The organism is Vibrio coralliilyticus ATCC BAA-450, from assembly GCF_000176135.1.
Lineage (GTDB): Bacteria > Pseudomonadota > Gammaproteobacteria > Enterobacterales > Vibrionaceae > Vibrio > Vibrio coralliilyticus.
Map to the genome: position 1 here is coordinate 16,860 of NZ_ACZN01000014.1, position 23,345 is coordinate 40,204.

Sequence of the window (23,345 nt, forward strand, 5' to 3'; positions counted from 1 at the left end):
CTTTTAATATTAAATAAATAGGATTATTATTTAATATTAAAATGTTTATTTTTAGAGATGTAAATAGTGATAATGGCGAATTTATCATGGCACCGTATTAGCTGCATTAATATTATCAGCAATGGTATCCATTGCTGTTTGCAGTGCATCATTTAATTCACCGTTAAACATAGCAAGGACGATAGCAGAAATAGCGACAGCAATTATGGCGTATTCAACTGCTGTGACACCTCGTTCATCACTATGAAACTTGGACATGATATGACAAAACTGGATGTAGAAATTCTTAAGCATTGTGAGCCTCTTTTTGATTCTATTGGTATTATTTAATTTCATTTATGACAGCGCGATTGAGTGAATGAGTCACGGATATTTCCTTACCCATAGCCCAATTTAATATCGACATTTTTTTCAAGCTATTATTGAACGCATGCCAGTCTTCTACACTTGAACTATTAATATTTCCATGGTCTAGCTTCAATGCATTGGAATACATGTCATTTCTGTTTTTAATGAAAGCATTTTTCATATTTATTTGATCAATTATCGACATATTAGGCCTCCTTAGAAATACTATTAGTAAGTGGCTATTTAAAAAAAAAGTTCCCAATCTAAAAAATTTTTATTTGGGAACTATACTGAATTTATAACACTCATCATGTATAATTTTTGCTCCTAAAGGATACATTTCTTGTTGGATGATAAACTGACCATTACTTGGCTGGACTTTCATAGCGCGCCTTGGCGATATGCTCACCCCTCTTGGTTACCCCAATGGCTTTTGACTTCGTTAAACGGCACTCCCTCACTAAACGCAATGCGTTGTGATCTTCATCAATACTTCGAAACCAACGATAAGTTGGGTTTTGCAAAGGATATTGAGCTTTATCGTTTTCTGTCTTTCGATTCTGCTCAGCGCACTTTGTATGACGACTTAGTAAAACAAACTTTATTTGGAGGGAACAATCCACGTTTAAGTGATGATCAGAGGAAATGGTGCTATGGACTATCGTTGGCAATACAGTCAGGCGATATAACCTACCACATGGCGAGTCACCACACCCCAGAGAGTATCGTTCATCTGACTTGCCAGCATTGGTTTTTTCATTCCGAGCCAGCACTATGGAGCCGGCTTAAACTTCTATTTCCGAAAAACGAGGTACTAAGATATAACACCGAACCACTGCCACAATCCGTTCAGCGCCAAATAGAGCGCCTAGGCAGAGCTATTACAAACAAGGTGATCTTGCATGCTTGATCTTTCACTACCCCAATTAACCCTGCCAGCAGAAATTAAAGTGGAAGGATGTATTCTATCCACAACTCAGCAAAATAAAATGCGCAGCCAAGCCAATGTAATACAATCACTGCGCAAGCAAATTGAGCGTGCGCACCAAGAAGCGGATCGCATCCGCAATCAAGCAAAAGTGCAGGCACAAACCCTGATCGAAGATGAGAAGAGTCGAGCGTTGTCAGACTTTATGGATCAATTGGATTTCATATTCGAAGAAGCGGAAAATGATAGACGCACGCAGTGGCAATTGATGCAAACGACAACCTTGACTATGTTAGAGCAAGCTTTGTCGATGTTGGCATTGAAGGTCCCAACGGAAACGAAACTAAAAGCAATCTTAGATCTGATGGAAACACACACGAAACAAACACTCATACTTGATGTTACCTGTCATTCGAGTGCCTTGGACAGGGTCACTATGTACCTCTCAACAAAACCTCTTTACTCATCCACTTGCATTCAGGTAGACGACACCCTCTCGACAGACGAACTCGTGTTTGAATCACGCTCTGGCCGCTACAGAGTTTCTTGGAAGCAAGCAATATCAACTTTGTCTGCTATCATTCAAAAGCCTGTTGAGTAATGTTTGGAAACCCCAACATCCATGTTGAGGTCTCTGGTAACTATAGTAAGTCAGTCTTCCAACGACCGGCCTTCATGCATAATTTTTGTCTTAATATCATCTCAACTTCCCTCCTAAGCGTATTTGAACCAATTAGCCTGCCGTACTCTAACTATGTCAACATCAGTTCCTCTGCGCCAAGCTTATCTCTCAACCATTGACGAGCTCGAAATAATCGTGACCTTACTGTTCCTACCGAGATCTCTAACTCTTCGGCCGTGTGTTCGTAATTCTTTCCCTGCACAACAATTAACTCAAACACCTTCCTCATCTTGATTGGCATTTGGGCTATCTTATCTGGGCACTGTTTCAGGACAAATTGCGAATAAAGTGTTTCATCGAGAGCCCTCTGACCATCGAACGAGAGCTGAAGGTTAGCGTCTAATGTGACATAGCTTGTTTCCTTATAATTCGAGCGATTGTGGTTTCGAACAAGGTTGTATGCGATGCCAAAAAACCAAGTTTTCAACAATGACTGCCCTCTAAACTGGTGGAGGTTTTTAATGGCTTCGATGTACGTAGACTGGACTATGTCATCCACGCATTCCTTATTATAGGAATGCTTCATTACAAAACGTCTCAACTTTACATCGTGCTCTCGAGCTAATTGCTCGATCGCTTGATTTCTCGCGTGGATAGTCAGTACGCTCATGACAAAGCCTTACGCTGTGGAGAAGGATCTAGTTCATTGAGGATCAATGCGACTCGAGAGATCACGAAAAATTTATCCATAACAATTTTACGTTGTGTTATCGTCCCTCGGAGTAACATCATAAAATCCATCATGGTTTGGTCGAGATTGTGAGCCATTAAATAGTCGCAATTCGAAAATTCAAGGAGGTCACACAATTTCATCAAACAATGCCGAAGGGCATTGATATCAATATAATTGATGTAATGTATGTAGATACCATCTTGGACTGCCGAGTAAATAATAATCCCAGCATCCATATTATTGACAGACAGCCTCATTATTTTGAAGGCTTTCTTTTTTTTTGAAGAGTGACATGGATCTATACCTATAAACGCTTCTAAATACCCTCCCTGCCCTTCATCATTAAACCAATGTGCAGGCCCGATTTTATGGTTAAAAGGAATGCTGCCTACCTTTCTAGTAACAACACGGTCGAGAGTGTTTCTTAACCTAGCATTCTTCGGTAATGTAAATGTTTTTAGGATTTCTATTACACTGACGTTCTTTTCTAATGCACTGATAACTTGACACATTTTTTTTATTGATGGACATGAAGTATTTCGTTCCCACATGGATATACTTTTGGAATCAATACCAGATATTCTATGGAATTTTGACTTTATAATATCAACAACTTCTTCTCTACTAACCTCATTATTTTCTCTATATTGACAGATAAAATTAGAAAAACCATTCATATTTCACTCCAAGAAACGATAATAAATACACGTTACAAAACAAAATGATATCAACTAAGCGATTAAAAAATAAATAAATTTTCAATAAATTTAGTTATCATAAAAACACCATGGTTAGTAACCAGTGTTATAATTTTCATATATATAATATTTCTAATCGTAAATAAAAATAAAAGTAAAAAATATATAGTAGAAATAAACTGCCTGATGATAGGTATAAATGTTTTTTTTTGAATAATTCACCTTCATGAAAACTTAGTATTTATAGCTACATCAAGTAATGAATAAGGTAGCCTATACCTCATCGTAAAAACCATCTTTCTCTTCGTGTATGATAAGGAAGGCATTACAACAAGTTTCTTATAATAATTTTAAGTTATTAACCATTAAAATCATAAATGTAAATAAAATTAAATATAAAAAGGGCATTGTATTCCACAATTGGACTAGAATCCTTTTATAAAAATAGTATAAGAAATAGATAAAATAATATGGTAAAAAAACTAATATACTCGACGAGTACAAGAAGGTTAAGCACAGGTAATACTAACAGTCTGACTAAGTTGGCCGAAAGTGATTACTCGGTTTTAAAAAACTTAACATTGGCTTTTCCCTCAGGTCTTGATAAAGAAACATTAACAGCGCTAGCTTGGCCAGAGAAAATTGTTACAGAGTCATCACTAAAAGTGTCCATTCACAAGCTTAGGAGAGTATTAAACGATGAACTTGGATTAAAAATACAAATTATCTACATAAGAGGAATAGGTTATCTACTTTCAGAATCAATAGCTTTAGTGGTAAATGACATATCTAAAGAAGAATTAGAAATAAGATCCAATATAGACCGATGTCAAGGTTTTAAAAAGATTTCGTCTTTATTTTCAAAAGTTTCAGATATTTTAATTACCATTATTTCTTTAATTTTAGTTATTGTAATATTGAAATTTTATTCTATGGTAGGTTTACTATGAAAAACATTAGAAATATTATTTTGTCGGTTTTATTTATTCTTCTATTATGGCCAATTCTGTACAGTGTGTCTTATAACGACCACTTAGTTTATAGCCATACCATTGCCAAAAATGAATACCAAGGAGAGGTCATCGTAAACAATGGTAGTTTTGAGTTAGTTTATCGCGTAAAAAACAGCGCTGAGAACCTAGTGGGGGTATTCAGAATGAAAGGCTTTTTACTCCGATTTTTCCCTCACAGAGTTTTAGTATACACGACAAGTTTCCGACCTGTGATTGGCCGCCATAATATCGAGAAACATGTATGGATTCGTGATTATTGGATGAAAGGATTGGTACCTGTGACATTAAAGGGGACGCGGCTGTATTATTATTCCGTGTTTGCCCATCGCGATATAGAATCATACTTGCAATGTCGGGGCGAAGCCTGCCAAACGATATCGCAATTATCATCCCCCTAACTCTGTTCACTAACCACTATCTATCAGTTGTCCTTTCAGTGCATCACCTGCGCGAGAGGGCAATCTAACTTCTATATGAGCTCCTCTTTTTTAGCGCCGATGGAACTTTTTTGTTTATTGGACACTTAGTTAACATCATCGAGATCAAAAGCGCAGTAGGTTATCACTTTGGCAAGTATTAAAAAGGTCCATGCATTACTTAAGGAAAGGCATATCCCAAGTGAACCCATGATTCTTCCTGCATTAGAGATTGGTGGCCAAGCGCATTGCTTCCTTGGTAACCAAGAGGCGTCAGAAGAAGTCATTGCCAGTTTTTTTGAGAACACCATCAAGCGCCATCTGTTTAAGTACGAAGTGTTGATCACTCGCCCACATCGCCCTAAGAAATGGGTGAATGTGATGGCGAATGATCATCATACTGCCAAACAGAAAGCGCTGAAATATGGTCAGCCTTTGGTTGCAAGACGAATGGTATCCCACGCTAGTCCACACGAGGTCTGCAACAGCTTTGTGCCCAACCGGCACTTGTGGTTCCGAAACATACCAGACACAAAAAAGATTGAAACACTACTTAGGGCGAAAGGAATCAAATTAGACGGAATTAATGTACTCACCGCAATACAAATAAAAGGTGTTGTGAGTTATTGTTCCTGCAACGACGAACAGTCGATAGCGGACTGTGTTGAGGAAATGGTGCGCGACGACCTATGTACATTTGAAGTGTTTATCCAAAGGCCATTACGCCCAAAAACATGGATTCGTATTTGTGCTCCTAACGGAAAAAGAGCCAAACAGGAAGCCAAAAAATACGGAACACCTCTCGCTGTACGTCTTCCCCTTAAATAGCCTCTCTCTGCCTCTCGCCTCTCTGCTCAACACCACTAAACATGGACCTGACAAAAAATGGCACGGGTCAGGAGGAATAGTGGTTAGCGCTCTACCATTTTGAACTACATATTATAAAGCACAGCGAACTCTTGACTGTTGATGGTGATTCCTCCTTTCAACCCTGTGGATTTAGAGAGCTTTGCTCCCGACTTTCAGGTGCGGCTGAAACTGTGGTATAGCATCGACGGTTTGATTAGCCCCATCTATTGAAACGATATCTATATGAAGGGTAATGAGTTGAGCACTCTGGTTGTTAGCGTCTTCTGATAGGGTTTGGTTGCATTGCTGTTAATGACTCCAAAGATATTACAGGTAACTCAGACTTCTGAGCCGAAATTGACATTGTAGACATAGTCGTTCCTTAACTATCCTCTCTACTTTGATATTCTGCTGTCCGCACAATGAAGTTCCGAAGGTATTCGCACACCCTATCCGAGTTAGATTGTGATTAATTACTCTGGCCTTCTATCCCCTCTTCGTTCAGAGTTTCATTTTCTATGCTTGTGTTGACTTCAATATCTATATACTCAATTACCTCCAGTTCAGTAGCTGGTGTGAGCTCTGCAAAAGATAGAACGGGAACATGGTGAAAGTGCTCTTCGATTAAGGTACGAAACATTCGTCTCAGATCCTGTGCAACCAACAACACCGCATCATTGGACGCGTGCATTGGATACAGGCATTTAAGCTCTGTTCTCAAGGCATTAGCAACCTCCGGCGCCAGTACGAAGAAACTACTGTTGTTGGAATGGCGTACAGAGTCCCGCAGGATCTCTTCCAGTTTGGGACTGAGTAGCCTCGCTTTCATTACTCCCTCTGGCGCATACTGAAAACACAGTTGTGCCTTTAACGCTACTCTCACATAATCAGACAGGACATCGATGTCTTTTTCGTACTGGGCATACTCAATCAATGTTTCCGAGATCTGGCGGATTGACCTCAGTGACATGCGCTCACTTGCGAGCTTTCGAAGAATGGCCGCAAATTGAGCCAATGGGATGGTTCTTTGCAACTCTTGCCCCAGTTCTGGTTGGTCCTGCTCAATAAAACTCATGATAGCCCGTGTCTCTTGAAGGCCAATAAATTCTGCACCGGTCATGAAAAAAATATGCTCCAAACGGCTCACGATCATGCTCGTTGATAGCCATACAGAGCTCTCTGACAATCCCATGTCTTGACACTGCTCTGCTGTCACCCATACCAAGTGTTCCTCTTCTCTGATTCGTTCTCCTAACCTAAAATCGTCTGACATGATAGTCAGCTTACTTTTCATTATTGCGGCGCGCTCTCGGTTCAACGTCGCTCGCACCCTTGGCACTTCATAGATGCTAAATACGATTTCATCTTCAGCAATGTTTTCTGTGTACTCGATATCTAACGACGGTAGAGTAATACCATAGCTGTGGACGATATGATTGCGGCGTTTCCTAATAGATTCGATCAGCGTGAGGGAAAGATGATCTTCTTCCCAAATACGATGTAATTGAATCAAGTATGCTTTCGAGGGTGTAAATCTCCGTAGATCCTGTTTACCATCAATATCACCATCGTGGTCTCCCTCAATTGATTGAGCAGCTTGGAGTGCCTGATAGTTGATTGTAAATATTCGATATCCCCCGATGCAGCCAGTAACTAAGGCGATCATAAGAAACGTCAGTGTTGGCATTCCTGGAACCAACGCAAACCCAGTCATACACACCGATGCAATAAGCCACGCTCTTGGCTGATCGAGCAGCTGTGTGGCCATCTCAACACCGATATTGTTTTCACCTGCCTCTCCACCACCCGATGACACGCGAGTGATGATAATACCTGCTGTTAGTGAGATGAGGAGCGCTGGGATCTGTGCAATTAATCCATCACCGATGGTTAAAATCGAGTACAATTGCATCGCTTCGCCCGCTGACATGTCATATTGAAGAACGCCGACACACAATCCTCCAATGAGGTTGACTGCTACGATCACCAAACCTGCAATCGCATCTCCTTTGACAAACTTCATCGCTCCATCAAGTGCTCCAAATAAGCTGCTCTCTTTCGATAAATCCATCCGCATTTGCCGTGCTTCACGAGCATCGATCAGCCCCGCTCTCAAATCACTGTCTATGGACATTTGTTTTCCCGGCATTGCGTCTAAAGTAAAGCGTGCCGCGACTTCAGCCACACGCTCAGAGCCCTTCGCAATCACCAAAAACTGCGCCACTGTGATGATTAAAAAAATCACCAGCCCAACCGCGAGATTGCCTCCTGCAACAAAATTGCCAAACGTTTCAACTATGTCTCCGGCGTCTTGCTCAAGTAAAATAAGGCGAGTCGTCGATATCGATAACGCTAGCCGAAAAAGCGTTGTGATCAAAAGCATACCGGGGAATGTTGAAAAGGCCAAAGGTCCTGGCATGTACGTGACTAACACGATCAGCAATGTGGATATACAAATGTTTACCGCGATCAAGCTGTCAACCAGTTGCGTGGGCATAGGCAAGATCAACATAAAAATGACCGCGACTACTACGACGGCGATCACCATCTCGTTCTGCTTCATCGCATGATGAGCGAATTTATTCAATAATGAAATAAAGTGGGTCATGGCTAAATTCTTCTTACTCGGCCCTCATTGTGAGGAAGCTTGAGCTCGTCAGCATACTGGCTCTCTAACATGCTCGTCATCATCATCAATGTGGTAGCCCTAATGCGCTGCTCTTTCCAAAGGCTAATGGGTAGCTCTTTGATAAGCTTCAGATATCCATCTAGAAATAACGCAACACCACCTTCTTTCATCGTAATGGAGCGTTCAACAATCCGATGTATGTCTCTGGAATACATCGGATTTAGTGTAACTCTAATGAGGTCTTTACAAATATCCACCGACTTTGGATGCACTGCCACGCCCGCAGCCAAGAGGCGATTTCGAAACTGCGTAACGTTATTCACCAACCCCATAATCGTGGACGTTTGCTTTAAGTGTGACAACAGGGTGCCAAGCACACTTTTGTTGGTGGAGGAAACCTCGGAGTGCAAGTCATCCGCCAATCCTCTTTGGACGCTTTTTATCCCTAGCTCAAAGCTGAGTTGTCCCAACTCCGACAAAGACAAAAGTTGTTCAAAGAGCTCATGCAATGACGATTTCATGATCATACTGTCAAAGTAAATCGAACGAATTTTTTTCTTAATATCTGGGTCAGAGCTGAATTCTGCAAATGCAAACGCGGTATTAAGCCCAGAGGTAATCTCTTGCTCGTGCTGCTGGTGTAAGAGTTCCGTCACCCCAGTGAAAAGTGGCCGATCGCGCTTGTCACCCAAGACAAGTCCGTGGGCCGCGATGAGATAGGTCATCACTGGTTCATGATCTTTCAAGAACTCTTCGACGGTACCACCTTTTGTGAGATGGTGTCGCAATCTAGAGGCATGTTGTGTAAGAGTCTTCCCCTCTCGCTTGCCCAATGCCGAGTAATGCTGAGTAATTAAAGCCGCCTGCTCTTTCTTCTGGACATGGAAGAGTACATCTTGAACAGAGAGTGACATCCCACGTTTTGGTGCTTTCTTCTTTTTCTTGGTTCCTTTCACATCACCACGAAAGGTAATGCCCACTTCTTCTAAGCCGTTTTTATTGAACTTGTCATCCGAGAGAGTGGAATGACTAACATCAAGTGTTCTATAGGAGGTGATCGGCTCGCTTGGTATTTTCATTGGTGTCCTCATGTAACCCAAAGACTGTATTGTTCTGTGTGGTTCTCCACCCATTTCTGTTCCATTCTAGCCCTAGTGTAGGAACCTGCATGCCTTCATGGGCCCCGTGCAAAGAATGGCAAAAATACCGTTAATGATGTGGTTATATTTGTTATTAATTTCAATGACTTATTTTAAGTAAGGTTTGTGGTACATATCATGCTCTAACAGCAACACCATTTAAAGGAGTTGCTATGAAAATCACGAGAAAAGAAAACTACCTTGGCAAACGCGAAGCCGAAATCGAACAGCTTGCCCTTCATCACAACGAACAGTTAAAACGTTTCATCCGAAAGCACCTACACGATAAAGACGCCGTTGAGGACCTAGCTCAATTCACCTATCTGGAGGCACTCAAAAACTGGCACCAATTTCGGGGACAATCTCAACTAAAAACTTGGCTATTTGGTATCGCATTTAATCTTGTACGCAATCACAACCGGGCTACTTACAAGCAGCCAAATAGCCTAGATCTGGATCAGATCCCACTTCAATTCGCGATTGATGTCATTGATGTTCATGAGAGAGTTCATTCCCAACGACTGCTGAATAAGTGTCCAGATGAGTTAGCTGGTATGCCTAATGACATGCGGTGTGTATTCAATCTCGTGATCATTGATGGTCTCAGTTATGAAGAAGCGGCGCTAAAGCTAAACGTCGCCGTGGGCACGGTACGTTCACGATTATCGAGGGCAAGAAGTTGGTTGAAGATTGGGCTTAAACAAGTCTAAGAAAATCAACGACGAAGGTTGAGGTAATCCGCAACAAACGGTTACCTCTGTTGGGTATGGAGGGAGCTTCAGAGTCAGGTCTTTAAAACAGCGAAATCCTCTTTTATATAAGGAAGGGATAATCTCCTCAGTGCTATTCCCAAGATAAGATCAATGTTAGGCAACGACTTTATCAACTCTTAAAAGAGCGAGACTTATCGTTGAAGGATTTGTCTGCCTTTGCCAGGTTAGAACACCGAAGAAATGCTTCCAGAAATCCACCCAGTACTTCCCAATTTTCCGCTGACATATCTTGAATCAATTCTGAATGGGTATCGACCAGTTGCTTAATTGAAGAAAACGTTCGGTTCACGCGTTTTACTTCTCTACTCACTTCCATCATGGACTGCGTCAGAGCCAGGAGAACGATCCCTCGCTCTTCAACAGTAGTAGAGTGTGACAATAATCGACTCAACATGGTCAATTTTTGTGTATCGGTGTAGGTTTGATCAGACATCAACCCAGCCACCTTTTGCTCCATCGTTTGAGGCGCATTGTTCATATCATTCGGTGAGCGTGATACATGATTAATCTTTGTCATACCTTCTCTCTATTTTGTTTTTCCCGAGGCTTTAGTGTCACAGAACGAAATACGGTTCCAAACTCTTTAAGTACTTTTCGAAAAGGTCACACGTCAAGCCGTGTTGACTATCACACCACTCTTATCGATCCTCTGTAGAAGAATCCATATCATTGAGCAAAGTATAAAGTGACGCGACGGCGTCGAGGGTATCTCGATTAATGTAACTGCCTAGTTCTTGCTGGTAGAGCGTGCGAGCAAGCCAAACGTAACGAATCACAGGAACTCCTGAATGATCTGCTTGTTGAATAAGTTCAAGAGCCTCCCTATCCTTACCCTTGGCCCCAACGACAGGTAATGGTGTGACACCTGGGTTATAATGCAACCCAACCGCAAAGTGGGTAGGATTCACCACTAACATGTCCATCTCATCCATCGATGCATTGGTCGTTTGTGGTGAGCCTTCCACCAATTCCATGCCCAATTGACGGCGCTGAGATTTAACAAAAGGATCTCCTTCACTGTCTTTAAATTCTTGCTTAACCTCCTGTTTATCCATTTTTAATTGTTTTAAGTGAAAAAATTTCTTGAGCGCAAAATCCAATATGGCTGGAGCAAGCAGTAACAGTAAACAGACCCGAGCCACGTAAATAAATAGGTCGATGGCAGCCAGCCACATCCGGTCTAAGGGCAAGTTCGGAAGCTTAAATACGGCATGGGCTAGATCATTTAACAATATGTAGAACACTACAAATATCAGGATTGATTTGAAGATGTTATTCAGAACTTCCGTTAGTTTTTGCCCTGAAAACAGCTGCTTTAGCTGGGAAAAAGGGTTGAGTTTATTGAAATCTAGCTTCAAAGCTTCCGGAGCGAACAGAAAACCAAATTGTCCCCAGCGGCCAATCAAAGCAGCGAAGAAGCTCACTGGAATGACGATTAAAATGAACAGAAACAGCACATGCTTGGCCACCTCAAGGACTGATAGAAATCCATGTTCAAACGGTTGATTGAAAAGCGTAATAGGCATGTACACTAATGTTTTCAGTTCGGCCATTAACCACTCAGAGCAGGCAACTAGAACTTCAAATGTCAACACACAAGCGAGTAACTTAGGGATGTCAGGAGTTTGCGCAACCTGCCCTCTTTTGCGAGAGTCTTGGATTTTTTTTTGTGTGGGTTTTTCGGTTTTCTCGGCCATCAGATACGCGCCTAAACAAATAAACGCAATAAGTCGCCGAAGTATTCCATATCCTGCTCCATGAAGCGAAGTAACACGCTAAGATAAATGGTTAACATCGCCATGCCCACCAAGCACTTTATGGGGATAGACAACACAAATACTTGCATTTGTGGGGAATAAAGACCCAAAAGGGCCATAGCAAACTCAATGAACAACATCACCACAATAAGCGGAGCTGCATATAGAATCATTTTTGTGAACGTAATACTGATATTTGCCAGCCACTGCTGGTTCATGTCAGGAGAAAAGGCGGGAGTCCATCTAAGAGGAGGCCATGCCCTATAACTGTTCCAGATGGTATCGAGCAATACATTGACCCCAACAACCTCAATCAACACGATGATCGCGCATTGCTGCAACATATGTGATAAAGGCGAGCTGACACCGGATAGCAACGGGTTAAATTGCCCACCAATCAATGCCCCTCGTTGGTTGTCAAAGAGAGCGCCTACCGAGTCAAACAACCAAAAAGGCATCGCCATGAGTGCCCCAATCACAATACCCAGCACCAGCTCTTTCAACAGCAGAAAACTCAGCTGATTTGATGCCATCGTATGCAAGGCGTCATCACCGTAAATTAATGGTGCGATAAACATGCACAAGGCAAACGCTACTCCATAACGTATCACGCCTTTCAGCTCTCGCGAAGAAAAGAGAGGAACCATTATTACGATGGGCAAAACCCGTGCTAATGCGACCGACAAGGTTTTCAGCCATAGCAGCCCATCCATCATCTCATTCATAGACATCTTCTACCATCCCAATGAGACCGCCCGAAAAATGTGCTCGGTCAGTTCAATCACTTCAACAGACATCCATCGCCCCGTCATCACCAATGTCAACCCCACTGAGATCAACTTAATAACGAATGGCAGAGTTTGATCTTGGAGCTGCATCAATGCTTGGATCAGGGACACCAATACACCAACCCCAGAGGCGACGATAAGGCAAGGTAAGGAGAGCACAACAACCAACCACAAGGATTGAGCAAAAACGGTCAAAATATCCATAAGGTTTCCTACAGGTACGTATAGATAAGCGATTCCAACAGTTTTGCCCAACCGTCCACAAGAACAAACAACAGTATTTTAATTGGGACAGTGACTGTAATGGGTGCGACCATTTGCATACCGAGTGCCAATAGGATGTTAGATACAATAAGGTCTATCACCACAAACGGAATATATATGAGAAAGCCAATCTTGAACCCTGCTTGAAGCTCTGAGATAACAAAGGAAGGCAAAAGAATAAAGAAGCTCTCGTTGGTCATCGACTGAGACATGCGTGCTGGCCACATCTCACGCGCTGTGCTTTTCAGCCGCTCACTGATTTGCGTATCTACGTTTGATGCCATAAAGCCCATTAGTGGCGTCTTGATTCTATCTATAGTCTCCACAATCTGATCTTCGTTTAAAGCGCCGGATTCTGTACCTTTAACTGAATTTTGGATCTCGGAAAATACGGGCGCCATCACGAAGAAAGTCGCTGCTAGTGCAATACTGTAAACCGCCATCGAAGGAGGGACTTGCTGCACGCCCAACGCATTTCGTACGATCATCAACACCATGGCTATTTTTAAAAATGCCGTTGTAGTGATGAACATAAGAGGAATTAGAGACATCGCTCCGAGAAATAGGGCCAAAGTTACAGGGTTGCCGTCCAACGACATTACGATATACCTCGCCAACGCTTGATTTTAAACCCCATCACTCCAGCCACATCGACCAACTCTCCATAAGCAACTACGCCTTCAGCATCGGTTAAGTACGCTTCACCCACACCAACGCCACTGAGCATCAACACACTACCCGGTCCCACCTGTGCCCATTCCGAAAGTGGCAAGCGAACACGTCCAATCTCCAACCCCAAATTTACTGTTATACGGCCTGTCTGATCGTTAGGCATATCCGATTCCGAACTTAAATGTTCATCTGAACCACCCAGTAGCAAGGCGCTGTCTTCACTCTTAACGTCATCCTGTCCGTCCATTATTCCTCCTTTAGGTTCAACACTGTGATTCGATATTGTTCATTGCACGCACTAACTCGACAGGGTGACAGTTTTAAACTGCCAAAACGCACAGTGCCTCCAATATCCCCCTTCAACTGGACATCATGAAACAGTAATACATCGCCAACAGAAAGCTGTGAGATTTCGTCAGATGACAGCGCAAGTTCCGCGATCCTAGCAGAGTACTCTTGTATGATTGCAGAGTTCGAAAGATCGACAGAACCACTTCGAGCGCGTTTTAAGAGGGGAATGAATTCTTCAGTCACTAGTGCTCGGAATTCATAATCTTGTCGGTCAAAACCCAGCTGTATCACAACAGGTATCGCTTTATCTAACCAAGGTGGGCGTGTGGTCGTCGCAGGCCTCATACAATGAAACGCTTCATACACGAGTGGTGAGGATGATTGCAAACTTACATGACTACGCACCGCGTAACTAAGAGCTTCGAACTCCTTTGATTGAGACCATTCTTCAGCAGGATATGGATTCATTAGGCTCATAAAAATCGAGTAATGCTCGATTGCAATAGGCCCCCAACGACTGAAATACCAATCGTAGCTACAAGAGCAAAATGCATGGTCTGCATTCTTTAGAATCACGGTAGGTATGTTCTCAGGTTCATTTAGGATAACACCCGCTGACAATAGCTGTGTCGCCTCTGCCTGCTTGTACGTGAGTGATTTAACTGTCCACATATTCATCCCTGTATTAAATAACTACAGACATCGACCTGTACGTCAGATTTCATCTGACGAGACAATGCGGCAGATAATGTCGAGCGATGTCGATGTAAAAAGGCGGCAGATGCTTCTTGGCCATGTGAAAGTTGAATGGACGTGCAGCATTCGGACAGTTGCCGGATCCGAAACTCCAGCAGACCGAAATTCGGTGTAACGATGGTCACAGACAGAGCGTACTGAGGCAGCTGTTCAAGACCATACTGAATATCTCTAGCGATTTCTTCGATACTTTCTTCACATAACGTATCGTTGGAAAGAGGGCGGTTCAATGCGACCGCCCAAACTCCCGCCAGTCGACGCTGCAATTGACTCCTAAATGAAAGGCGGTGAAGTTTATCTTCTCTAACAACACGGCTGATTGATGTTTTAGCCACTCGAGCCATGCTAAGCCTCCTTCCCTAACAAGGCTTGAATTTTCTCTTCCTGGTGCTCTAAGTCATTTAACGTTTGTTCCAAACTGCGTTTTTCAGACAAAAGCATGTCTAGTTCACTTTCTTTCGCTTGAATCGTCATTTGCTCCGTGGTGTTTTGAGTTTTGAGAGCCATAACCTTACGATTCACCTGCATAATATCATCCAGCCCTGTACGTTGACCTGCGACTGCTAAGAGGATCTCTTTTTCAAGAGATGCTCGCGCTCGGCAATTGCGTGCAAATTTCATGGAGAGGGAGTCGAGCTCAGTTTGAGCTGCAGTGCATCGGCGTCGATAGGCCAAAACTTGAGAGGCTAAAATACGTTTTTTGATAGCTTTCACCGCTAATAGGTCACATAACGCATCATCATATTCACTCCCCTCAGCTATAGGAGGCTCACTAGCCCCAGTTTGGCGAGTGATTAACATATAACCTGCTTGAACTGTTCAAGACAGTTTTCAAAGGGTTGAGGTTCATGCAGAGACTGTTGCAGGAAGGTCATCATTGCCGCGTGTTGGTCGACCGCCACATCCGTAAGTGGATCGCTTCCAGGTTGATACTCGCCAAGTTTTATTAATAACTCAACGTCTCGGTAAGCCGCCAGGAGTTCACGAAAGCGGCGCGCTGCTATTTGATGCTCTTGCGTTGTCACGTTTGACATGGTTCGGCTTAAACTTGGGAGAACATCAATGGCTGGATAATGTCCTCTATCGGCCAACTTACGTGAAAGAATAATGTGACCATCAAGCAACGATCGGGCTTCGTCCGCCACGGGGTCTGCCATTGAGTCCTGCTCAATTAACACTGTGTAGATAGCTGTGATCGACCCCTTTGATGAGGGACCTGCGCGCTCAAGCAACCTAGGCATTAACGCCGCAACTGAAGGGGGAAAACCTCCTCTTCCTGGCGGTTCGCCCGCTGCCAAGCCAATTTCCCGTTGTGCACGTGCAAAACGCGTCAATGAATCGATCATCAAAAGAACTTTTTTCCCTTGATCACGAAACGCCTCGGCAATAGCCGTTGCCGTGAATGCCGCTCGAGCTCGTTCTGTACTGCTTCTATCGGAAGTAGCGCAAACCAGGACCGTGCGGGCCTGTAGCTCCTCATCCAACTCATATTCGATGAATTCGTTAAGCTCACGTCCTCGTTCACCTATCAGCCCAAACACAATCACATCGCAGGGCATGCCTCGGGCAATTTCTGCTATGAGGGTTGTTTTCCCACACCCTGCCCCCGCAAAAAGTCCGACGCGTTGTCCCTCTCCTAGGGTTAGCAAGGCATCGATCGCCCTGACACCAGTAGGCATCGGATGAGATATCCTCGGCTTATCGGTTGGATCAATATCATCAATAAGCACCTTGGCCGAGCCGGATTGGGTCACATCTAGCAAAGAAAACACCCCGCCTTCGCCTTTCATATCTCGACCAAAACCATCCAAGACACGACCTAATGCAAAATCTCCTACTCGAACTCTATGGGGTAGATATAGAGGGACTAGTTTTGCCCCCGCTTCCACACCATCAAGAGGATTCAATGCAGATAACCATACCTTTTCATCATCAAAGGCCACTACCTCCGCGAGCAGTGTCGCTGACTTATTCGGCCACACTTCGCACAGGTCACCTATACGGGGTGCAGGAAATCGACTGACGATCAATGTGCCTTGAATGCTGGTTACTTGACCTTCAACTCGGATCAAAGCAGCCTGTTTCATCTCAGCCAAAATCCGATCTGTCTGGTTATGATATTCCGTCAAGATGGTGTCTATTACCATGGAAGCGTAACCTCTGAAGGACCAACAAAAAACACGGTATCGTGACGAATTTCAGACAACCGAAACCCCTCTTTTTCGTCACCGATGAACAAGAAATCACCGCCATCAGTAACAACATGAGAATGCGGGCCTCCCACTACGGTCACGATACCAAAAGGTAGGGTTGTCGATAGCAGTTGCGTATCATCAATGACGGACACCAAACTGGTATAATCGTGCTGAAAACGCCTCAACATACGTTTAAAAACACCATACTGATGCGTCGTCAACTCCCCGCTCATGATTATCTTTTTCTCATCAACGATCTGAGTATCTACAGCTAAGTTCAATCCACGTTCGTCAAGCATGCTGGTTAGTTTAGCCAGCGAATCTTCAACGTTCAGGGTCGGGGTGGGAGGTTGAAGCTCCAAAACACTCGGACTAGAATTATCCGTTGTAAATGCGACCAGCAAAAATAGCACCGCTGGCAACGAAATCACTATGGCAGCCCCCACTTTCCAGTGGGACAGAATACTGAAGTCACGTTGGGAGTTTTCACTATCATCTGATGACGGATGAGCCTCTGCCTGATCATCCCGACCTTTAACGTCTTCAAAGGGATTCTCGAGCCATTCGTCGTTCGAGTCAGTATATATCAGCCAGACTGAGCCAATACGAAAAGGAGATTTAAGTAACAGCGAATGACCAACCGCTAGTCGCTCATTTGCTAAACCCAATACATCCCCTTCTTTTTTGTCGACAATACACTCAGCACCATTAAATAACAGTGTCAGGTGAAAGTCGCATACACCAGTATCTGATACAGTAAGGTCACAGTCGTCACTCGCTCCTATCACCAGCGTTTCGTCGAGAAGGGGGAAAACTGCTCCTTGATACAACCCTGTAAGTACTCTGATTTCAAGCATTGGGATCTCATACTAAAGTTACGACCATTAAGTGGTATGCCGGAGCAGTTAGTTCCCTAGATGCCATAGAATTTTTTATGCTGCCCTAATCGTGATAACAACAACGCCTCTGTTATTGTTTTGGCCTTGACCAAATAGCTGATCATTGTTGAACGAATGGACATTTTTGATTGAGTCACCTAGATTCGTTTGGTTCGGATTGTTAATCCGATCATTCATATTGTTCAGCGTATTGTAGAGCTGGGAAAGCAAAGATAGCGCGTCAAGGACTTTCTCTCTGTCGCTCTTTTCATCCGGCTCCGTCGCGTTTACGTTATTTGATGTTATTCCCATTTGCTCAAACATCTCTTTCACACTACTCAAGTAGTCTTCGAAAGTTCGGCTGTTGGGATTATTGGCATACATATCGTTGAGAAAGTCTTCCTGATTCGAGATTCCCCACGGTTGGTTTTTGATAGCTGTTTCTATATCATTCACAATGGCATCATTCGATGCTTTCTTGTCTTCCTCAAGCGTCTCCCAGCCATTATCGGAATTCAAGAAATAGTTACCATCTCGTACCTGGAGCTCTAAGGCTGCGTCATCATTGACTGTTCCACCGGAATAATTAATATTATTGTACTCCTTCACTTCGAGATCGCCTTTTTGATCGCTATCTATCCCTTCAATGTACCAACCGCTGCCATCTGGTTCCTCAATTGCGAGCGATGTAGCTAACGTTTCACCATTACTGGTCGGTGTTGTATGAATATGAAGCTTCGTACCATCATCTAGCTCAATCGACATGTCTTTTTTGAAATCGAAATCTGTATCTCCATCATTTCCTATATCAAAGTGCGGATCACCGTAAATACGAAACGAATCTTCTGGATTCTGCTTGTCGATCACTTCAATTTCAGAGGAAGACTCGTCTATATTAATGGTGTAGCGATCGTTTTCTAAGGTCGCCTTTCCGGAGCTAGGCTCATAAGACTTCAGGTCATAAGAGGACCCATCATCTGGCTCAACAGGTCCTCCCCAACTACTCCCATTGCTGCTGGTTGTATCATTTGAGCTATTTGTCTGAGTATTAGGACCACCCCGACTCACTTGATTTCTGTGCATTTCTGTATTGTTTGACTGATGTTGATGCGATTGTGTGTTAACCGACCAGCTGATCTGAAATGAGTTGATTTCTGCCATAATCATCGCCGCTCCTTTATAGATAAAAGCTGACAGGGGGAGCATTCCCCCTGCCATAATTAATACTGAATGGATTTTGCAGCCTTTGTAGCTGCATTTCCGGATTTCGTCGCCGAATCCATTGCACCATCCATAATTGAGTTCATCGTATCGTTGATCAATTTCGTAGAGTCGGCTTCCGCTTTGATTGCCGTCGTCTGCGCCATGGTCTGATCCATTTTTTGCATCGCGGCATAACTTGCTTGTACTGATTGACTGCCACCACCAACGCCATTCATACCATTCATAAATATTCTCCTAACTGAAAACAAATTATTTAGATGCTCGACTTTGCATCCAATAATTAAGTCGTAAATAGAAAAAATTGGTTCCAAAGTAATTAGTCATCTACATTTTATTTTTGAGAACATTGTTTAGGGGAAATATTAAGCTTGCTGATTTTGTAATATAGTGTTCTTTTGGGTAGCCCTAAATCCCTAGCAACAATATCTATTTCTCCTTGATTGAAATCCACTGACTCCTGAATAATGTTTTTTTCATGTTCAATCATTTGTTGTTTTAATGTTCGAAGTCCTTGCTTTCTTCGCTGAGTGAAAATCGGTAGGCCAATTACAATACGCTCTGCACAGAACCGGAGCTCTCGAACATTTCCCGGCCAAGAATAGTGCAGCAATTGGCAGCGCAGAGCCCCCGAGATTTCGGGAACATCAGAGGATATTTTTTGAGAAAATTGGGTCATAAATTTGGAAAACATCGGTAGAATGCACGAACGATGCTCTCGGAGCGGAGTAACGTGCAGTTCCACCGTGCTCAACCGATAAAACAAGTCCTGACGAAACGTTCCTTGCCCCACAAGCTGGCTTAAAGGCGTTTTCGTAGATGTTATGACCCGCAAATTCAGTGTTTTTTCCACAGTGGATCCCAGCCTCACGACTGCTCGTTGCTCCAAGACCCTAAGCAACTTTACTTGCAAAGACAGAGGCATACTGTCAATCTCATCCAGATAGAGCGTGCCATTGTGCGATGACTCTATCAACCCTGATCGTGACACGCGTGCACCAGTAAACGCCCCGGCATTCACTCCAAACAACTCACTCTCCGCAATCGTTTCAGGTAACGCAGCACAATGAATAGCGACGAATCGCCCTGACCGACCCGACTTGCGATGAATAAGCATGGCCAGCGTGTCTTTTCCGGTCCCAGTTTCACCTTCCAATACGATGTCAATCGGCAGCTTTGAGAGATAATTTACTGCCCGCTCCGACTCAAAGTTTGGACCTATGGATAACTTATCGAGGTTAGGTTCAGCTGAGTCGTGATTACTGTTAATTGGTATGCCAATCATCGGTCGATCCTCTCCCAGCATGGTGCCTCCCCACCCAGCACTCTCACAGCCGATCTATTTCCCAATAAATGAGGATATATAAGAGTAAAGGTAACTTATATTTTAGTACTTAAAATATAAGTTACTCACCAATAAAAAAGTTCCAATTTATATATCTTAAAACACTTAAAAATTCATATTTACAAAAAAAAAGCCTTAGGTATAATGATACAAAAACAACCTAGTTATAAAAATGGAATTATGGTGGTCCATACCACTATCATTATGTCTAATATTGATAGTGAAAGAAGATTTTAAAAAAAGGAAAGCTCGAAACAATTATATTGTTCTAGTATTTATTTTTTCAATAATTAGCTTAAATTCCTCAGACGAGCTCACCAACCAGATCATATTGACTGTAGTAATATTTATGACCTTCTTTTCTCTTTGGGCTATTCAAGTCATGGGGGCGGGCGACGTCAAACTGATCACAGCCTTGGCCTTAGGTATCAAACCTGAATTCGTTCTGCTTTACTTAATCGTTATTGGACTCTTAGGTGGTATACAAGCTCTGTATATGTGGTTTCATCCTGGATCGAAAAGGAATCGCGGATTGCCTTTTACTCTTCCCATTAGTCTCAGTGGCTTTATCTTTTATTCATTGACACAACTGACGCACTAGGCATATCTCCCTTCAGATACTACTTCTTTTTCACTGGAAACTTAAATTCTCTAAGGTTCAGCTTTTTGGGCGTAAATACCCCTTTCTGGTACATTACAAAAAGCAAGGCTGAGACTGTAAGCAATATGATAAAAATCAGCGTAACGGTCACAACATCCCTCAAATAATAGTTTTGAGGTGATAACCAAAACGGTCCAAACTTTTGCATTTCAACAGGGGGTTCTGTTTTCTGGACAGGGACAAAAACGACGGACAGCTTGTTTTTGTTATCAATTAAGCCAGGGATACTCCCTGCCACAAGACGTTGAATACGATTTTTGATAACGTCCGGGTCTAGCGTTGTTTGATGTTTGATAAACACTGATGCAGACGCTGGTGAAATCGGTTCGCCCGGCGCAATTTTTTCTGGTAAAACAACATGAACACGTGCTAATACCACACCATCTATCTCGGATAACGTGTATTCTAACTCCTGTGATAACGCGTGGATGTATCGAGCTTGCTCTTCCAATGGTGTTGAAATAACTCCGTCGTTTGGAAACATTGAGCCGAGTGAATCATGCGGGGCTTTTGGCAGTCCAGCAATACTCAGGACCCTCAATGCCTTCCCCATCTGATTTGAATTCACCAATATAGTCACGCCATTTTTGTCCATCCGTTTCTCAGCTGAAATGTTTTTATCAGAGAGCGCACTCAATACTGCGTTAGCATCTCTCTCCAAAAGGCCGGAGTTCAACTCAACTTGCTCACTGCAGCCAGTAAGCAAAACTAGTAAGATCCCCATAAACACGCGAGTGAGCTCACTGAAGGCTCGTAAGCTTTTCAACACTCTGTACACCTTTTGCGATGATTTTCGTTGCTAACATGGTGTGTGTGTAAAATTCGGACATCGACCTAGAAACATTCAATAAGTCCAGTGGATCTCTAGTGTTCACGACCTTTTGAATGGAATCGTCGAAACGCTGTCGATTTCGCCCTGCCGCCAGAACTTCGCGCACCATCGTCGTTTCTAGGGCAGTTGCATTAGGCAACAACTCAGTATTCCCATGCTCAATTCGTGCAGAAAACCAGTCGACATCCGTTGAATTTGGCTCATCTGTATGTGAAACTGCATTGGTCGACCACTGCTCTGTAGGTTGAATTTTCATCGTTCCACCCTAAAAACTGATATTATCAGATTGCTTTATATTGGCGTTTAACGCTTTCGAGAGCGAATCGCTAGCGCTGTCTAGCATTGCTACCTTTGTGTCCACTAATATTTTCTTTTGATTAAACCCCATTAAGGTTTCAAAATTCTCCTGCATCGCTTTTATATCCGGCGATGCCCCATACACTCGTGCATATGGCATCTCCTGCAGCCGATTGAGCTGTAATGTCATTTTTTAATTTCTCCTAGAGTTTATCTCATCTAAACACTGATAAGCTAAGTGAGTTCTTAGGTTAAGCGGATGCCGTATGGTCGTATATAGTGTTAGCAATCGCTTTACCAGAAAGGTCTCCGAGTAAACCGCCGATAAAGCCACCCATTGCTGTACCTGCACCAGGGAACAGAAACGAACCAATCGCTGATCCCAAAGCGATACCTCCCGCTGTGCCGATCACAGAGCCCGTTTTGGTCGCCGCAGACTTTGTGTCTCCCGAAGATAAATCTTCTGCCGCTTCGACCATGTCAGCGGCCATCGCCGCTTTATGCATACCCGATGTGCTTTTGATACCCGTGGTACCCGACTGAAAAGATTTGTCAAAGATATTGGTTAGCAAGTGGTTATTCTGTATATGCATTATTCTCTACCTCTGCATTATGTGTATAGAGTGAGTGGGGCTTTGTTCAAGATAGTTCCAAACATTTATGACTCTCCGCGCAAGAACAATTTTTCGTGATTTGGGAACCATATGTCCCTACTAGCGACAGATTCTATGGAAAGACATGAACAATGGGGCACAAAGACATGAACAATGGTATCCATCCTTCCGAAACAACGACATTGTGGGGCACACTGAGCAATCAAGTCGATGCCATCAACGACAACCAAGCAGAATTGCACAAACGACAGGGGGAGCTAAATGATTTGATCAAGAAAGACACAAAATTGCTCACTGACCACACACAGGCCTTTACTAGTTGGAAGAACGATTCAAGCGGGTATGGATTAGCTACGAATGAGGAGTTAGCGACTGGTGAAGGCTTTGTAGGGTCTATCACAAAGGCATTTCGACCCTACAGTAGCGATATCAAAGCCTCTGAAATGGACGCACAACAGCAAAATATTCAGGTAATTCAAGAGCGCCTAGATGGTTATAAGGAAGAACTCAAAGCACTCTCTCAAACTCTGAATGATTCTTACAGCACCGAAAACGCTGTCCACACAGGCACAGGTGATGTCGTCAAGCACTATGGCGGCTATATGCACTCCCCCATTCACTTTTAA

31 protein-coding genes are annotated in these 23,345 nt (G+C 43.2%); 7 read left to right on the plus strand and 24 right to left on the minus strand.

Translation table 11 applies throughout. The features are described 5' to 3' along the window. Window positions 1–84 precede the first annotated feature (84 nt). Both VIC_RS05550 and VIC_RS05555 read right to left on the minus strand, forming a co-directional pair. Window positions 85–294, minus strand: coding sequence for a Flp family type IVb pilin (locus VIC_RS05550; RefSeq protein ID WP_006958381.1), 210 nt, complete (start codon window positions 292–294; stop codon window positions 85–87). 28 nt (window positions 295–322) lie between these two features. Further along, window positions 323–553 carry a hypothetical protein gene (locus tag VIC_RS05555; RefSeq protein WP_039951320.1) on the minus strand — a complete coding sequence of 77 codons (231 nt, stop codon included), beginning with the start codon at window positions 551–553 and terminating at the stop codon, window positions 323–325. 138 nt (window positions 554–691) lie between these two features. Between VIC_RS05555 and VIC_RS05560 the strand changes: the two genes are divergently transcribed. Both VIC_RS05560 and VIC_RS05565 read left to right on the plus strand, forming a co-directional pair. Next, a complete protein-coding gene (locus VIC_RS05560) occupies window positions 692–1,258 on the plus strand; it encodes a hypothetical protein (protein WP_039951322.1) in 567 nt (188 codons plus the stop codon). Continuing rightward, window positions 1,251–1,877: an HrpE/YscL family type III secretion apparatus protein gene (locus tag VIC_RS05565; protein WP_006958382.1), complete on the plus strand. Its 627-nt coding sequence runs from the start codon at window positions 1,251–1,253 to the stop codon at window positions 1,875–1,877. Before VIC_RS05560 ends, VIC_RS05565 begins: the two co-directional genes overlap by 8 nt. Before the next feature lie 151 nt (window positions 1,878–2,028). On the opposite strand, the gene VIC_RS05570 is transcribed toward VIC_RS05565, so the two are convergent. Next, window positions 2,029–2,568 (minus strand): RNA polymerase sigma factor, encoded by a 540-nt coding sequence (locus tag VIC_RS05570; protein ID WP_050778593.1) that lies wholly within the window; start codon window positions 2,566–2,568, stop codon window positions 2,029–2,031. Further along, a complete protein-coding gene (locus VIC_RS05575; protein WP_006958383.1) occupies window positions 2,565–3,308 on the minus strand; it encodes a helix-turn-helix domain-containing protein in 744 nt (247 codons plus the stop codon). Before VIC_RS05575 ends, VIC_RS05570 begins: the two co-directional genes overlap by 4 nt. 491 nt (window positions 3,309–3,799) lie before the next feature. Here VIC_RS05575 and VIC_RS05580 point away from each other — a divergent pair, with 491 nt between their 5' ends. Beyond that, window positions 3,800–4,279, plus strand: a complete 480-nt coding sequence (locus tag VIC_RS05580) for a winged helix-turn-helix domain-containing protein (protein WP_039951324.1) — start codon at window positions 3,800–3,802, stop codon at window positions 4,277–4,279. A gap of 629 nt (window positions 4,280–4,908) precedes the next feature. Further along, a complete protein-coding gene (locus VIC_RS05590) occupies window positions 4,909–5,586 on the plus strand; it encodes a hypothetical protein (RefSeq protein WP_157622077.1) in 678 nt (225 codons plus the stop codon). Window positions 5,587–6,076: 490 nt separating this feature from the next. On the opposite strand, the gene sctV is transcribed toward VIC_RS05590, so the two are convergent. Continuing rightward, entirely contained in the window at window positions 6,077–8,215 is a 2,139-nt protein-coding gene (sctV, locus tag VIC_RS05595) for a type III secretion system export apparatus subunit SctV (RefSeq protein WP_006958386.1), read from the minus strand. 2 nt (window positions 8,216–8,217) lie between these two features. Continuing rightward, the gene (locus tag VIC_RS05600; protein ID WP_157622079.1) at window positions 8,218–9,315 is read right to left on the minus strand and encodes an HrpJ domain-containing protein; all 1,098 of its coding nucleotides are present in this window, start codon (window positions 9,313–9,315) and stop codon (window positions 8,218–8,220) included. A 233-nt stretch (window positions 9,316–9,548) separates the two neighbouring features. On the opposite strand from VIC_RS05600, the gene VIC_RS05605 reads away from it, so the two are divergent. Then, the gene (locus tag VIC_RS05605) at window positions 9,549–10,085 is read left to right on the plus strand and encodes an RNA polymerase sigma factor (RefSeq protein WP_006958388.1); all 537 of its coding nucleotides are present in this window, start codon (window positions 9,549–9,551) and stop codon (window positions 10,083–10,085) included. Between the two features lie 172 nt (window positions 10,086–10,257). Here VIC_RS05605 and VIC_RS05610 read toward each other — a convergent pair whose 3' ends face one another. From VIC_RS05610 to VIC_RS05675, 14 genes are all read right to left on the minus strand, one after another. Continuing rightward, a complete protein-coding gene (locus tag VIC_RS05610) occupies window positions 10,258–10,665 on the minus strand; it encodes a hypothetical protein (RefSeq protein WP_006958389.1) in 408 nt (135 codons plus the stop codon). Window positions 10,666–10,786: 121 nt separating this feature from the next. Next, entirely contained in the window at window positions 10,787–11,845 is a 1,059-nt protein-coding gene (sctU, locus tag VIC_RS05615; RefSeq protein WP_006958390.1) for a type III secretion system export apparatus subunit SctU, read from the minus strand. A gap of 11 nt (window positions 11,846–11,856) precedes the next feature. Then, entirely contained in the window at window positions 11,857–12,630 is a 774-nt protein-coding gene (gene sctT, locus VIC_RS05620) for a type III secretion system export apparatus subunit SctT (RefSeq protein ID WP_157622081.1), read from the minus strand. 9 nt (window positions 12,631–12,639) lie between these two features. Continuing rightward, the gene (gene sctS / locus VIC_RS05625; RefSeq protein WP_006958392.1) at window positions 12,640–12,897 is read right to left on the minus strand and encodes a type III secretion system export apparatus subunit SctS; all 258 of its coding nucleotides are present in this window, start codon (window positions 12,895–12,897) and stop codon (window positions 12,640–12,642) included. 8 nt (window positions 12,898–12,905) lie between these two features. After that, window positions 12,906–13,556: a type III secretion system export apparatus subunit SctR gene (gene sctR / locus VIC_RS05630; protein ID WP_006958393.1), complete on the minus strand. Its 651-nt coding sequence runs from the start codon at window positions 13,554–13,556 to the stop codon at window positions 12,906–12,908. Continuing rightward, window positions 13,556–13,876: a FliM/FliN family flagellar motor switch protein gene (locus VIC_RS05635; protein WP_006958394.1), complete on the minus strand. Its 321-nt coding sequence runs from the start codon at window positions 13,874–13,876 to the stop codon at window positions 13,556–13,558. Before VIC_RS05635 ends, sctR begins: the two co-directional genes overlap by 1 nt. Continuing rightward, window positions 13,876–14,592 (minus strand): hypothetical protein, encoded by a 717-nt coding sequence (locus VIC_RS05640; RefSeq protein WP_006958395.1) that lies wholly within the window; start codon window positions 14,590–14,592, stop codon window positions 13,876–13,878. The genes VIC_RS05635 and VIC_RS05640 overlap by 1 nt, the downstream gene beginning before the upstream one ends. A 2-nt stretch (window positions 14,593–14,594) precedes the next feature. Beyond that, window positions 14,595–15,020: a hypothetical protein gene (locus tag VIC_RS05645; protein ID WP_039951328.1), complete on the minus strand. Its 426-nt coding sequence runs from the start codon at window positions 15,018–15,020 to the stop codon at window positions 14,595–14,597. A gap of 1 nt (window position 15,021) precedes the next feature. After that, window positions 15,022–15,477: a hypothetical protein gene (locus VIC_RS05650; RefSeq protein WP_006958396.1), complete on the minus strand. Its 456-nt coding sequence runs from the start codon at window positions 15,475–15,477 to the stop codon at window positions 15,022–15,024. Continuing rightward, window positions 15,471–16,805, minus strand: a complete 1,335-nt coding sequence (locus VIC_RS05655; RefSeq protein ID WP_413788330.1) for a FliI/YscN family ATPase — start codon at window positions 16,803–16,805, stop codon at window positions 15,471–15,473. Before VIC_RS05655 ends, VIC_RS05650 begins: the two co-directional genes overlap by 7 nt. 11 nt (window positions 16,806–16,816) lie before the next feature. Next, window positions 16,817–17,728, minus strand: a complete 912-nt coding sequence (locus tag VIC_RS05660; RefSeq protein WP_006958400.1) for an FHA domain-containing protein — start codon at window positions 17,726–17,728, stop codon at window positions 16,817–16,819. Between the two features lie 75 nt (window positions 17,729–17,803). Next, a complete protein-coding gene (locus VIC_RS05665) occupies window positions 17,804–18,916 on the minus strand; it encodes a DUF1521 domain-containing protein (protein ID WP_006958402.1) in 1,113 nt (370 codons plus the stop codon). 53 nt (window positions 18,917–18,969) lie between these two features. Next, on the minus strand, window positions 18,970–19,197 hold the full coding sequence (locus VIC_RS05670) for a type III secretion system major pilin HrpA (protein WP_006958404.1): 228 nt from the start codon (window positions 19,195–19,197) through the stop codon (window positions 18,970–18,972). 107 nt (window positions 19,198–19,304) lie between these two features. Then, window positions 19,305–20,255, minus strand: a complete 951-nt coding sequence (locus VIC_RS05675; protein WP_157622083.1) for a sigma 54-interacting transcriptional regulator — start codon at window positions 20,253–20,255, stop codon at window positions 19,305–19,307. 232 nt (window positions 20,256–20,487) lie between these two features. Between VIC_RS05675 and VIC_RS27240 the strand changes: the two genes are divergently transcribed. Beyond that, window positions 20,488–20,916, plus strand: a complete 429-nt coding sequence (locus tag VIC_RS27240) for an A24 family peptidase (RefSeq protein WP_050778594.1) — start codon at window positions 20,488–20,490, stop codon at window positions 20,914–20,916. A 19-nt stretch (window positions 20,917–20,935) separates the two neighbouring features. Here VIC_RS27240 and sctJ read toward each other — a convergent pair whose 3' ends face one another. From sctJ to VIC_RS05700, 4 genes are all read right to left on the minus strand, one after another. Beyond that, window positions 20,936–21,700, minus strand: coding sequence for a type III secretion system inner membrane ring lipoprotein SctJ (gene sctJ, locus VIC_RS05685; protein WP_157622126.1), 765 nt, complete (start codon window positions 21,698–21,700; stop codon window positions 20,936–20,938). Between the two features lie 16 nt (window positions 21,701–21,716). Continuing rightward, on the minus strand, window positions 21,717–22,064 hold the full coding sequence (locus VIC_RS05690; RefSeq protein WP_006958410.1) for an EscI/YscI/HrpB family type III secretion system inner rod protein: 348 nt from the start codon (window positions 22,062–22,064) through the stop codon (window positions 21,717–21,719). A gap of 9 nt (window positions 22,065–22,073) precedes the next feature. After that, window positions 22,074–22,295 (minus strand): hypothetical protein, encoded by a 222-nt coding sequence (locus tag VIC_RS05695; protein WP_039951330.1) that lies wholly within the window; start codon window positions 22,293–22,295, stop codon window positions 22,074–22,076. Window positions 22,296–22,356: 61 nt separating this feature from the next. Further along, entirely contained in the window at window positions 22,357–22,698 is a 342-nt protein-coding gene (locus tag VIC_RS05700) for a hypothetical protein (RefSeq protein WP_006958412.1), read from the minus strand. Between the two features lie 152 nt (window positions 22,699–22,850). Here VIC_RS05700 and VIC_RS05705 point away from each other — a divergent pair, with 152 nt between their 5' ends. Further along, window positions 22,851–23,345 carry a hypothetical protein gene (locus VIC_RS05705; RefSeq protein ID WP_006958414.1) on the plus strand — a complete coding sequence of 165 codons (495 nt, stop codon included), beginning with the start codon at window positions 22,851–22,853 and terminating at the stop codon, window positions 23,343–23,345.